5 protein-coding genes are annotated in these 13,293 nt (G+C 71.0%); 1 reads left to right on the plus strand and 4 read right to left on the minus strand.

The features are described 5' to 3' along the window. Positions 1 to 10 precede the first annotated feature (10 nt). Entirely contained in the window at positions 11 to 1,393 is a 1,383-nt protein-coding gene (locus FB390_RS01785) for a SagB family peptide dehydrogenase (protein ID WP_141807376.1), read from the plus strand. On the opposite strand, the gene FB390_RS01790 is transcribed toward FB390_RS01785, so the two are convergent. The 4 genes from FB390_RS01790 to FB390_RS01805 all read right to left on the minus strand — a co-directional run bounded on the left by FB390_RS01790 (position 1,362) and on the right by FB390_RS01805 (position 13,287). Continuing rightward, positions 1,362 to 2,432, minus strand: coding sequence for an MAB_1171c family putative transporter (locus FB390_RS01790; protein WP_141807377.1), 1,071 nt, complete (start codon positions 2,430 to 2,432; stop codon positions 1,362 to 1,364). The genes FB390_RS01785 and FB390_RS01790 overlap by 32 nt on opposite strands. Positions 2,433 to 2,490: 58 nt before the next feature. Then, positions 2,491 to 3,543: a DUF6545 domain-containing protein gene (locus FB390_RS01795; protein WP_141807378.1), complete on the minus strand. Its 1,053-nt coding sequence runs from the start codon at positions 3,541 to 3,543 to the stop codon at positions 2,491 to 2,493. 91 nt (positions 3,544 to 3,634) lie between these two features. Beyond that, positions 3,635 to 8,668: a non-ribosomal peptide synthetase gene (locus FB390_RS01800; RefSeq protein WP_141807379.1), complete on the minus strand. Its 5,034-nt coding sequence runs from the start codon at positions 8,666 to 8,668 to the stop codon at positions 3,635 to 3,637. 41 nt (positions 8,669 to 8,709) lie between these two features. Beyond that, positions 8,710 to 13,287, minus strand: coding sequence for a non-ribosomal peptide synthetase (locus FB390_RS01805; RefSeq protein ID WP_141807380.1), 4,578 nt, complete (start codon positions 13,285 to 13,287; stop codon positions 8,710 to 8,712). Positions 13,288 to 13,293 lie beyond the last annotated feature (6 nt).

The following is a 13,293-nucleotide window of genomic DNA, read 5'->3' on the forward strand; positions in this document are numbered from 1 at the left end:
GAGTTTCCCGGTGTCCGCCGTCACGTATCCCGACCAGACCCGGTTCGCCCTGCGCGACGGCGTCACCTGCGTCACCGTGCCAACGGGCGCGGTGCTGCTGAACCCGCCCAACAACCAGAAGCTCACCAACCTCGGCGCCGCCCAGGTGCAGGCGCTGAAGACGCTGAACCAGGGCCCGTCCACGCTCGGTGAGATGGCCGGTCCCGGCGGCGGTGCCGATGTCGGCGAGCTGGTCGAGCGGCTGACCGACGGCGGCTGGCTCTCGGTCACCGTGCGCGACGGTGGCCGGGATCTCTACACGATCCGGCCGTTCGCCAACCCGCCCGCCCGGCCGAAGACGGCGTTGCCCTGGTCGGCGACCCTGTCGAAATTCGCGGTGCTGCACCGTGACTCGGAGGGCTTCGTGCTGGAGCATCCGCTGGCCTGGTGCGATCTGCGCATCCACGACCCGCGTCTGCTCGCCCTGCTGGACGGGCCCGGCGCGGCCGATTCCACGCTGCCGGTCGCGATCAAGTCCCAGCTCGCCGACGATCTGCACTGGTGCGGTTTCCTGGTGGCCGATCCGGTGGCCGAGGAGCGCGAGTTCACCACCCGCAGCTGGAGCGCGCCGGACCTGTGGTTCCACCGCCGCAGCACGCTCGGCCCGCGCACCATCACTTGGGAGCACTTCGGTCCGACCAAGTGGGGCAAGCCGTCCTTCCCGCAGCCGCCCGCGCGCAAGCCGAACTACCCCGGTGAGCCCGTCCAGCTGGCGAAACCCGACCTGGACAAGCTGCGCATCGCCGATCCCAGCCTCACCGACGTGCTCGAAGACCGGGTCTCCTGCCGCGATTTCGACGACGCCGCGCCGATGACGGTCGATCAGCTCGCCGAGCTGCTCTACCGCACCGCGCGCACCCGTTCGGTCCGGCAGGTCGCCGAGGGCGAGGAGCTCACTTCGCGCCCGTATCCGTCGGGCGGCAGCGTGTACGAGCTGGAGCTGTACCCGATCGTGCGCAACGTCGCGGGCCTGGAACCCGGGATGTACCACTACGATTCGTTCGACCACGTGCTGCGTCCGGTCGCTCCCGCCGACTCGCCCGCCGTGCAGAAGCTGATCCGCTCCACCTCGGCGACCCTGGTCGACGGCGGCGAACCGCAGCTGGTGCTGTTGATGGCCGCGCGCTCCGGGCGGGTCATGTGGACCTACGAGCAGGTCGCCTACGCGAGCATCCTCAAGCACGTCGGCGTGCTCATGCAGACGGTGTACCTCGCGGCCACCGCGATGGGTCTCGGCGCGTGCGCGCAGGGTTTCAGCGACACCGCCGCGTTCGTGTCCGCCGCCGGCGTGAACGAGCTGGAGGAGTGCAACGTGGGCAGCGTCATCGTCGGTTCGCCCGCGCGGGCTCGCTGACGGCGCCCGGCCAGGCCTTGGCCAGCTCGAGCAGGTGCCCGAGTTCGGCGTCCAAATCCTGGCCCGCGTACCGGTTTTCCCGCGCCGCCCGTTCCACGGACGGCGCGGCCCCGGCCGCCTTGGCGTCGACGGCTTGCGCGATCCGACGCGCGTAGGCCGCGATGCCGAGCTCACCGGAATCGCTCCCCGGCATGTACATCCGCAGATGTTGGAGCGCGTCCCTGGTCTCGACGACCATGCGGTACAGGCGCGAGTCCGGTTCGGTAATCCGCCCGGCCGCGGGACGCAGCACGACTTCCGGAACGGCGGCCGTGAGGTCCCGCCAGAGCGGGTGCAAGGTGCGTAACTGCCGCCCGGTGTAATCCAGTCCGCTGCGCGCACCGAGGGCTCGAACCAGCGGAACGGCCGTGAGCATGGCGACGAACAGGTAGACCAGGCACGAGGTCACGGTCCACTTGGTCGGATAGGCGACGCCGTCGAACACCGACGTCGCGGCGGCGAAAAGGGCTGCCACGCACCAGTAGGCGGCGGTGACCAGCAGCGCCGAGTAGGCGATGCGCTCCAGCCGCGAACGGGTGCGCGGCATCTCGCGCAGGCACGCGCGCACGGTGCGCACCCCGGCCGCGGCCATCGGCAGTTGGAAGATCGCGACCCAGAGCGCGGTCCGCCACCACGTCGCGGGCGCGGCCAAACCCTCGCCGGCCAACAGCGCGACCGAGCCGCTCACCGCGAGCACGTCGTAGGCCCACTGCCTGCGGCGAACCGCCGCAGGCTCCGCGCCGTCGAACAGCTCGGCAAGCCCGTACACGCTGGCCAACGCCAGCGCACCGCAGACGAGGAAGACCTTGCTCGCGTAACCGTCGGCCGCGAGATCGGTGTCCAGGAGCGCCGAGAACACGCACACCGCGCTGAAAGTCGACGCGCGGTTGATGAGCCGGTCGGCGCGCGTGTCGTTCACCAACATCCAGCGGCCGAGGGTGACCAGCGCCTGGAGCAGGAACACCGGCACCATCAACCACATCGGCGCCGCGCCGCTCACGCCGAACACTCCGGGGTACGCGGCATCGTGAACGCGCCCCTGTCGAGCCGACTCCCGTTCACGGCATCGACGACCGGACGACATCCGCGCGGAGGGCGGGCCATTCGCGAGCCAGTTCCAGCAGCATCCGCAGTTCCACGGCCCCCTGCCCTTCGCCAGGTGTGAATCCGCTGCCCATATCGGTGGCGGGAAGAACCGACCGCAGCGTCGCAAGCTTCTCAGTGGCGGCGCGAGCCGAGTCGGGACCCTGTTTTCCGAGGTGGAGCAGCGCGTCCGAGATCTCGACCATCATGCGGTAACGCCGCGCGATCGAGTCCGCCTGCGGGAGTTGCTGACCGAGCACCACTCCCGGCACCGCCGTCGTGAGGTCGAGCCACATCGGACGCAACCGGCGGCAGTCGCGACCGGCGCTGTCCAATCCCAGTCGTTCGAGGACCACGGTGACCAGTGGCACCGCCAGGAGCACGGCGTAGAGCAGCAGACAGACGAACGCGCCGATACCGCCGCCCGCACTCGGCTCGGCGGGCGGCCTGCCCGCGACGATGTCGACCACCGCGACGACGGTCAGTACGCCGGAGGTGCAGGCGAGCAGCAGCAGGCTGGTGTAGGTCAGTCTTTCCTGCACGGTGCCGACAAACCCGCGCAGCTCGCGCACGCACGCCCTGGCGATCAGCACCACGGACGCCGCGATCATGACGTCGGATCCCACCCAGAGCACCGCGGGCCAGTCGACGATCCGATCGATGGACAGCGCGCCGCCGATCGGCGACACGGCGACCAGGGCGACGCCCGATGCCGCCACGGCGACCACGTGGTAGGTCCGCAGTCGGCGCGGCGCGTTCTCGGTGTCGCCGCTGTCGAGCAGCCGGGCCAACGCGTAGACGTTGGCCATCGCGAGCAACCCGCTGGTGATGAACATCAGCGGCGCGAAGTCGGAGAACCCGAGCCAGACGGCACCGCCGTACGCCAACACCCCGCCGACGCTCCAGGTCAACGCGCGGTTGAGCAGCCGGTCGATCATGGTGTCGCGCAGCAGAACCCACCGTGCGCCGATGATCGCGGTCGTGACCACGAGGATCGGAACGAGGATCGAGGTGGAGGTCGAGGTCATCGCCACCGACCGTACCGCCAGGTCGGAGGCGCGCCAACCGGCCGCGGCGGGCGCCCGGTCGGCCGATCGGAGACCGGCCGACCGGTGCGCGTCAGTTCTGCGCCGCCCAGGAACTTTGAAGCGCGGCGAGGGCGTCCTGGTCGAGGCCGGACACCGACATCGCCTCGTGCCGGTGCTCGTCCTCGTTCTCGGCGGGCGGGTTCGCCGCGGCCTCGTCCACCGCGGCGGCCAGCTCGGCGATGGTGAAGTACTCGAACACGAGCTGCGGGGTCAGCGGCAGACCCGCCTCGCCCGCGCGGGCCGCCCACTGGATGGCGATGACGCTGTCGCCACCGAGGCCGAAGAAGCCGTCGTCGCGGCCGACGTCGGTGATCTCCAGCAGCTCCTCCAGGATGGCGATGAGCGTGCGCTCGGTATCGGTCTGCGGCGCTTCGCTTTCGCCACCGGTGGAGCGGGCGGACGCGGGCGTCATGTGCACGATCGACCGGGCTTTGTCCCATTCGGCGGGCAGCACGTCCAGCTCGGTGAGCGCCCGGTCCGGCTGCTCGGCGAAGGCCTCGAACACCTTGGCCAGCACGTCGGCGAAGATCTCGCCGGTCGCGGCCTCGTACAGGTCCGGGTTGACCACGACGCGCGCGATCAGGTCGCCGGTGATGTCCACGGTGTAGTCGAAATGAAAGTCCATGAACGACACGTCGTAGAACTTGGCGATGCCCTTCAGCGTCGTCGCGCCGTCCTCGCTGAACGCGACCGGCGCCTGCCGGTGCCGGAAGTGCATCATCACCTGGAACAGCGGGTTGCGGGCCAGCGAGCGCGCCGGGTTGATGGTCTCCACGAGCCGCTCGAAGGGCACACCCTGCTTGCTGATCGCGTCCAGCGCCGAATCGCGCACTCGGTCCAGGACGATTCGCGGGGTCGGGTTGCCCGAGACGTCGTTGCGCAGCACGACGACGTTGGCGAACAGGCCGATCAGGTCGTCGGTCGCCTCGCCGATGCGGTTGGCGACCGCGGCGCCGATGGCCAGATCGTCGCCCGCGCCCAGCGCGTTCAGCACCACCGCGCTGACGGCCTGGCACAGCATGAACTCGGTGGCCCCTGCCTCCTCGGCCCTTGCCCTGGCCTTCTCCCAGATCGCGGCGGGCACGGCGCGCGCGGTGCCGATGCCGTTGCGGCCCAGCACCTGCGGACGCGGGCGGTCGTGTCCGACGGCGATCTCGTCCGGCAACCCGGCCAGCGCCTCGCGCCAGTAGTCCAGCTGCGCCTGACCGGCAGCGCTGACCTCGCGATCCGGTCCGCGGTCGAACATCTCCCGTTGCCACATCGCGAAATCGGCGAACTGAATCGGCAATTCGGACCACTCGGGGGCGGCTCCGCGCACGCGAGCGCGGTAGGCCGCGGTGAGATCGTCGACGAAGATCTGGCAGGACCTGCGGTCGGCGATGATGTGGTGCATCAGGATCGACAGCACGGTCGTCCGCTCGTCCAGCACGAGCAGCCGCAGGCGCAGCAGCGGCTCGGCCTGGAGGTCGAACACGTAGTCGGCGTCGGCCGTGAGTTCCGCGTCGAGCTTCGCCTCGTCACCGTACAGGTCCAGGACCGGGACCTCGACGTGCGCGATGGGATGCACGAGCTGGTACGGCGTGCCCTCGTGCTCGGGGAAGGTGGTGCGCAGCGATTCGTGCCTGGCCACCACGTCATCGATCGCGGCGAACAGCGCGGCGCGGTCGATCGGTCCGTCGAACCGGATCGGGTAGGTGACGTTCTCACCGTCGATCGAGCCCTCCATGCGCCGCTGCAACCAGTACGCGCGCTGCGAGTACGACAGCGGGACGTGCTCGGGCCGCTCCCTGCGCACCAGCTCTGGCCGCGAGCTGCGCGCCTCGGCGACGGCCTGGTCGGCGTCCGCTGCCTCGGTCTCGCCGAGTTCGTCCAGGTCGATACCGAATTCGTCGAGGAACGAGGCGACCAGGTGAGCCGCGAGCCCGGCGACGGTCGGCTTGTCGAACGGCACGCGCATGTCGATCTCGATACCGAACTCGGCGCGGATCATGGTGATCAGGCGGGCCGCGAGCAGCGAGTGGCCGCCGAGTTCGAAGAACGAGTCGTCGGCGCCGATGCGGTCCTGGCCGAACAACGTGGCGTAGAGCCCGGCGACGCGAATCTCCGTGGGCGTCTTCGGTTCCCGGTAGCTACGAGCAACCGCGAGCTCGGGGGTCGGCAGCGCGCGCTTGTCCAGCTTGCCGTGCGCGGTCAGCGGAACCTCGTCGATGACGGTGAGCGCCGCGGGCACCATGTACTCCGGCAGGCGGGCGCCGACGAACGCCCGAACCACATCCAGATCGAGTTCGACGCCCGGCTGGGGCACCACGTATCCGGCCAGAATGGGGCCGAGCGACTCGTGCTCGGTGACGATCACGACGCAGTGCGCGACGCCGGGGTGATCGGTGACGGTGGCCTCGACCTCGCCGAGCTCGATGCGATGCCCGCGCACCTTGACCTGCTCGTCGGCGCGGCCGACGAACTCGATCTCGCCGTGCGCGTTGCGCCGAGCGAGATCGCCGGTGCGGTAGAGCCTTTCGCCCGACAGGAACGGGTCGGCGACGAAACGCTCGGCGGTGAGGCCGGGGCGATGCAGGTAGCCGCGGGCCAGCTGGCGGCCGCCGAGGTAGATCTCGCCGACGACGCCGTTGGGCACCAGTTGCAGCGCCTCGTCCAGCAGATAGAGGTACACGTTCTGGTTCGGAACGCCGATCGGCACGATCCCGGTGCCCTGCGGGCCTTCGACCGGCATGTGGGTCGAGCACACCACGGCCTCGGTGGGGCCGTAGTGGTTGCGCAGCTCCGCGTCGAACTGGGTGGCGAACCGGTCGGCGACCTCGCCGGGCAGCGCCTCGCCGCCGACGGGCACGTGGCGCAGCGTGCGCCAGTCGTTGACCTCGGGCAGCACCAGGAAGGTCGCGAGCATCGAGGGCACCATGTGCAGCACCGAAATGCCGTGGCGGGTGACCAGATCCGCGACGTACGGAATGTCGCGATAGGCGTTCGGCTTGGGCACCACGACCCGCGCGCCCGCCGCGAGCGTGACGAAGATGTCCATCAGCGAGGCGTCGAAGCTCACCGAGGTGGACTGCAGCACCCGGTCCTGCGGCGTCAGGTCCCATTCGGCGTTGAAACAGGCCAGGTGCTCGGCGATGGCGTCGTGCGGCACCGGCACGCCCTTGGGCTTGCCGGTGGAGCCCGAGGTGTAGATGACGTAGGCGGTGTTCGACGGGCGCAGCGGCGCGCGGCGATCGGCGTCGGACGGGTCGGCCTCGGGTCGATCGGCGGCCTCGGCCTCCGCCGCGGCGAGCGCGCCAGCGTCGAGCGCGAGCTCGGGATCGGCGTCCGAGAGCAGGTACTCGATGCGGTCGGCCGGGTAGGCCGGATCGATCGGCAGGTAGGCCGCACCCGCCTTGAGCACGGCGATGGCCGCGACGATGAACTCGACGGAGGTCGCCATACGCAGCGCGACGATGTCCTCGGCGCCGACACCGCGGCCGATCAGCCAGTGCGCCAACCGGTTCGCGCGCCGGTTCAGCGCGTCGAAAGTCAACTCGATGTCGTCGGAGGCCACCGCCACGTGTTCGGGCGCCGCCGCGACGCGCTCCTCGAGCACGGCGACCAACGTGGTCGCGGGTGTCTCGACGAGCGGGCCGTGCGAGGCCTCGAGCAGTTCGGTCCGGTCGGCGTCGCCGAGAATGTCGATGTCGCGCAGGCGAAGCCGGGGGTCGCGCAGCGCGCTGTCGAGCAATTGCACGTAGTGGTCGAGGAATTGGGCGACCAGGTGCTCGTCCAGCGCGTCGACCAGGTAGGTCGCCTCGACCCGCGCGCCCGCGCCGTCGAGCACCACCATCAGGCCCAGTTCCTCCTGGGCGACCCCGCTGCCCAGCGGCAGCTCGGCGGATTCGACGCCCGCCAGATCGAAGCCGTTGGCCTCGCCGCGCACGCTGAAGCTGAGCTGCACCAGCTGCGCCATCGCGTCGCGACCCGCGACGCGCTCCGGGCCGACCTCGCGGACCACGCGGTCGATGCCGACGCCCTGGTGGCCGAACGCGCCGACGCACGCGGCGCGGGTCCGCTCCAGCAGCTCGGCGAAATCGGCGGAGCTGTCCAGGTCGGCGCGGACAAGCACGGCGTTGCCGAAGTAGCCGATGAGGCTTTCCGCGCCCGCGCGCCGGTTGACGACGGGCACCGAGACGAGGAAATCGGTTGCGGCGGTGTACCGGTGGACCAGCGCCTCGAACGCGGCGAGCAGCACCATGAACGGCGTCGCCGAGTGTTCCTTGGCCAGCTCGGTGACGCGCGCCATCAGCTCCGGCGCGAGCGGCCGCGTGCGCCGGTCGGCGTGCTTGGACGGGGTGGCCACCGCCGCCTTGCTCGGCAGTTCGAGGCGCTCGGGCAACGGCGTCAGCGTCTCGCGCCACCACGCCAGATCGGCGTCCGAGCCACCGTCCGCGCCGACCTCGACATCGATGTACTGTGCGCGCGGTTCCGGCAGGTCCGCGCCGCGGTAGGCGGCGTTGACCTCGGCGAAGAACACCGGCCACGAGTCGTCGTCCCAGCCGATGTGGTGCACGACGAGGATCAGCACGTGCTCGTCGGCCGCGGTGCGCGCCAGGGTCGCGCGCAACGGCAGGTCGGTGGTCAGGTCGAAGGGGCGCGCGAACTCGCGGCGGGCGAGGACCTCGACCCGCAGGTTCCGGCTCGCCTCCGGCAGCGCGCTGAGATCGTGTTCCTGCCAGGGCAATTCGGCATCGTCGCGGGACACCTGGAACGGCTCGCCGTCGGCGTCGACGCCGTAGGTGGTACGCAGCACCTCGTGCCTGGCCAGGACGGTGGCGCAGGCCGCGCGCAGCCGCTCGGCGTCCAGCGCGCCGGTCAGCCGGTAGGCGACGCAGACGTTCAGCGTGGTGTCGGCCGGATCGAGGCGCTGCACGAACCACATGCGCCGCTGGGCGTCCGACAGCGGGCTCGGCTCGCCGCTGACGCGAGTGCGCACCGGCGCGGGCGCGGCCGCCTTGACGGCGTTTTCGCGCAATCGGCGCTGTAGCAACTGCTTACGACGCTCGAGAATGTCCTCTGACATGGTGGTCCTTCGATTCGGCTTGCGGTCTTGGGGTTCCGGGTTCACGCGGGCGACGCGGGCGATCCGCCGACGGCGACGGGCGCGATCGCGCGCGCCAGCGCCGCGACGGCGGCGTCCCAGATCTCGGCGAGCCGCGCCACCTCGGCGGCGGTGAACAGCGCGTCGCTCCACCGCAGGAGGGTGACCAGCTGCGGCCCGGCGTCGGTGGGCTGCACGCCCGCGATGACGTCCATGGCGTACCGGAGGGGGAAATCGGGTTCGGGTGCGGTCGGCAACTGGGTGAACAGTTCGACCTCGTGGACCGGCGACCACGGCTTGCGAGTGACGGCCAGGTCCATCCGGCCCAGGTAGTCGAACAGCACCTGCGGCTCGGGAGCCGCGGCGAGTTCGGCGTCGGCCTGGAGATAGCGCAGCACGCCGTAGTCGACACCGTTGTTCGGCACCGCGGCCAGCGACGCGGCGACCGAGGCGAGCAATGCCCGCGCCGCGGCCGGATCCTGTTCCGCGGCGGCCACATCCACCACGTCCGCGCCCACGCCGAAACGCGCGGGGAAGACGCTGGTGAACCAGCCGACCGTCTGGGCGGTGTCGATGTCGGCGCCGAGCACCTGGTCCTCGCGACCGTGGCCCTCCATCGCGAGATAGGCGCCGCCACTGGCGTCCTGGCCACGTTCGCGGCGCCAGGTCGCCAGGGTCGCGGTCAGCGCGGCAAGCAGGAACTCGCGCGCGCCGAGTTCGCCGGTGAGTCCGTCGAGCACCGCGGCGGTCGTCTCCGGCGCGGTGAACAGAGGCTGCACCCGGTAGGAGGACCAGGTGTCGGTGCGCGGATCCGGCCGCCGGGCGGCCAGCACCGGGTCCGGCGCGGTCGTCTGCGCGACCCAGTAGTCGCGCTGCGCGGCGACCTCCGCGCTGCCCGCGCGGGCGCGGGTCCGCTCGGCCCAGGTGCGGTAGGAGGTGTATTCCACCGGCGGAGCGAGTTCCGGCGTGCCCGCCGACAGCTGTTCCCAGGCCGCGGCCAGGTCCGCGCAGATGATGTGCCAGGAGACCGGGTCCACCGCGAGGTGGTGGATGTTGAGCAGCAGCAGGCCGGGGCCGTCGGCGCGGGTGAACCAGACCGCGCGCACCAGATCGCCGGTGAGCGGGTCGATCTCGTCCGCGACGGCTCGACCGTGCGCGCCGAGGTCCGTCGAGAAGTTCGGTCCCGCTTCGATTCTGGTCAGGATGTCCGCGGCGCGCACCACACCCGGCTCGCGGGTGACGACGTCGTATCCGGCCGCGGTCTCGACGAAGCGGGCGCGCAGCATGTCGTGGCCGTCGAGCAGGGCCTGAAGCACCGCTTCCAGGCGGGGGCCGTCCACCTCGGCGGGCAATTCCAGCAGGGTGTTCAGCGCCAGCCTGCGGTAGTTGCCGTGCTCGTGCATCCAGGACAGGATCGGCACCTGGCCGACCGAGCCGTATTCGGCGACGGCACTCGCCCTTTCGGTTCCCGAGCCGGCGTCGATGGCCGCCGCGAGCTCGCGGATCGATCCCGCGGTCAGCACCGCACGCGGACTCGTCGCGATGCCCTTGCGGCGCAAGGCGTTCACGAGCGAGATGGCGACGATGCTGTCCAGACCAAGCTCGACGAGATGCTCATCGATACCGGGCTCGGCGCCGCCGGTGAGTTCGGCGACCGTCGCGCACAGCGTGCGTTCGGTGTCGGTCGTCGGCGCGGTGCTCGCCGCCGCGCTCTCCAGCGCCGCGGTCGCCAGCGCCTCGAGCTGCCGCGCGTCGAGCTTGCCGTTGCCGGTGACCGGCAAACCGCCGACCGTGAGAATGCGGTGCGGCACCATATAGCCGGGCAGCCGGTCGGCGAGTTCGGCACGCAGCCGGGCGGATTCGAGTTCCGCGCCCACCGCGAAGCCGACGAGCACCGGTCCGCTCGGGCGGCGCAGCACCAGGACCGCGGCCTCGCGGACGCCGGGCAGCGCGTGCAGCGCGGCCTCGATGTCGCCGATCTCGATGCGGTAGCCGCGGATCTTCACCTGGTCGTCGGCGCGGCCGAGGTAGGCGAAATCGCCGGAGGGCAAGCGCCGCACCAGGTCTCCGGTGCGATACATGCGCTGACCCGGCCGGAACGGGTCGGCGACGAAACGCTCGGCGGTGATGCCCGGCTTGCCCGCGTAGCCGCGCGCCAGCTGCGCTCCGGAGAGGTAGAGCTCGCCGATGACGCCGTGCGGCGTCGGACGCAACCGCGAATCGAGGACGTAGCCCGTCATTCCGGTGGTTGGCGAGCCGATGGTCGGCGTCGCCTTGGGGTCGGCGACGGACGCGACCACCGCTTCGACCGTGGTCTCCGTGGGGCCGTAGCAGTTGTGCACGGCGGTATCGGGCAAGGCGCAGAGCTGTTTCCACAGCGGCACGCCGATGGCCTCGCCCCCGAGGGCGAGGACCGCGAGGTCGGACCCGCGCTCGTGCACCAGGCCCGCGGCGGCCAGCTGGGCGAACATCGACGGCGTGGTGTCGATCATGTCGATGCCGTGCCTGCCGATCCCGTCCACCAGGCGCTGCGCGTCGCGCATCTCCTCCGCGTCGAACAGGTGGATCGACTGACCGTCCAGCAGACCGATCATCGGCTGCCAGGAAGCGTCGAAACTCAGCGACCAGGCGTGCGCGATCCGCAGCGGCCTGCCGAGCCGGGCCGTCGCTGGCCGGTACACCCGATCGCGGTGGTCGGCGAAGTAGGAGGCCAACGCGGCGTGCGTGCCCATGACGCCCTTGGGTTCTCCGGTCGAGCCGGAGGTGAAGATGAGGTACGCGCACTGTTCCGGGCGCGTGGCCACGGGCACCGTGAGCGCCGCGGAGTCGGTCACGACTGTGCCGAACGCCTCGACGGGCGGCAGCGACTCGATCTCGTCGAGGGCGGGCACGCCCGCGCTGTCCACCAGGATCAGACGCGGATTCGACTGACGCACGATCGATTCGATCCGCGCGGCGGGCAGCGTGATGTCGACCGGCACGTAGGCCGCGCCGGCGGCGAGCACGCCGAGGATGGCGACGATGGACTCGGCGGAACGCGGCATGGCAAGGGCGACAACGTCTTCCGAGCCGATACCGCGCGCGGCCAGACCACCGGCCAGGCGCAGCGCGGCTTCGGAGAGTTCCCGATAGGTGTAGCGCTCGCCTTCGGTGCTCAACGCCAAGGCGTCCGGCGTCGCGGCGACCTGGCGGGCGAACAGCTCCGGCACCGTCACGCCGAGCACGTCGGCGGCGGGCGGCGCGGGCGGTTGCGGCCGCTCCCCCGGCAGCAGCACGTCGAGCGAATCCTGGCCCGCGTCACCGATGTCGGGCAGCCGGCGCAGCACCTCCACCAGGCGAGCGCCCAGGTCGGCGGGCGAGATTTCGCCGAGCACCGCCTCGACGGCCTCCACCACCACGGCCAGCTCGCCGTCGAGCAGGTAGGACACGACCGCGAGCGGGTAGTGGGTCAGGCTCTCCGACGCGGTCGGCCGGAAGGTGGTGCCGTCCGCGGTGGTGATCGCCTGGAGCACATCGGCGACCGGCGCGTTCTCGTAGACGAAGAGCGTGTCGAACAGGGCGCCGCGCCCGGTGGCCCGCTGGATGGCGGACAAGCTCAGATATCCGTTGTCGCGCATGGTCGCCGACGTGCGCTGCAAATGAGCGCAGCCTTGCGCCACCCCGCCCGCGGCGTCCAGCTCGTCGAGCCGGATGCGCACGGGAATGGTGTTGATGAACAGGCCGATCATGGTCTCGACACCGGCGAGTTCGTCCGGCCTGCCGGAGACGGTGGTGCCGAAGACGACATCGCTGCGGTCGGTCAGCCTGCCGAGCACGATCGCCCACGCGAACTGGACGACCGTGTTCATGGTCAGCCCGTTCGCGCGGGCCCAGCGCTGCACCCGGTCGGTGTCGGCGCCGTCGAGGACCACCTTGTGGATGGTCGGCACGATCGTGTTCACCGCCGCGTCGGCGCGGTCGGCGAGAATCAGCGGGTCGACGTCGGCGAGATAGTCGGCCCAGCCGCGCAGAGTCGCCTCGTTGTCGCGGGCCGCCAGCCAGCCGATGTAGTCGCGGTAGGGGCGCGGGGCCGGCAGTGCGGCGGCCGAGCCGCCCGCCTCGTAGACCGCGAACAGCTCGCGGAAGAACACGCCCAGCGACCAGCCGTCCATCAGGATGTGGTGGGCGGTCACGATCATCCGGTGCGACCCGTCTGGCAGCGCGACCACCGCGACGCGCAGCGCGGGTCCGCGCGACAGGTCGAAGCCGTGGCGCGCCTCGGAGGCCACGATCGCTTCGAGTTCCCTTTCGTCGGCGGTCCTTTCGAACCACGGCAGCTCCACCGAACTGGGCACGATCTGCACCGGCTTGGGTACGTCACGGTCCCAGAACGCGGCGCGCAGGTTGGCGTGCCTGCGCAGGATCGCCTCGACGCTGCGGCGCAGCAGCGCCACGTCGACCGGGCCCGCGACCTCGATCACGAACTGCATGTTGTACAGATCGTCGTCACCGGCCAGCTTGGCGAGCGAGAACAAGCCCTCCTGCAACGGGCTGAGGGCGAGCACGTCCTCGATCTGCGGCGGGGCCGCCTTGCGCTCGGGCGCCTGCGTGGTCTCCGACATTCCAGC

The sequence above is a fragment of the Nocardia bhagyanarayanae genome, from assembly GCF_006716565.1.
In the GTDB taxonomy this organism is placed as follows: Bacteria; Actinomycetota; Actinomycetes; order Mycobacteriales; family Mycobacteriaceae; genus Nocardia; species Nocardia bhagyanarayanae.

Bases quoted from the DNA above. Each gene is read 5' to 3' on its own strand.
- FB390_RS01805 (WP_141807380.1), bottom strand. From the start codon at position 13,287: ATGTCGGAGACCACGCAGGCGCCCGAGCGCAAGGCGGCCCCGCCGCAG.
- FB390_RS01800 (WP_141807379.1), bottom strand. From the start codon at position 8,668: ATGTCAGAGGACATTCTCGAGCGTCGTAAGCAGTTGCTACAGCGCCGA.
- FB390_RS01795 (WP_141807378.1), bottom strand. From the start codon at position 3,543: ATGACCTCGACCTCCACCTCGATCCTCGTTCCGATCCTCGTGGTCACG.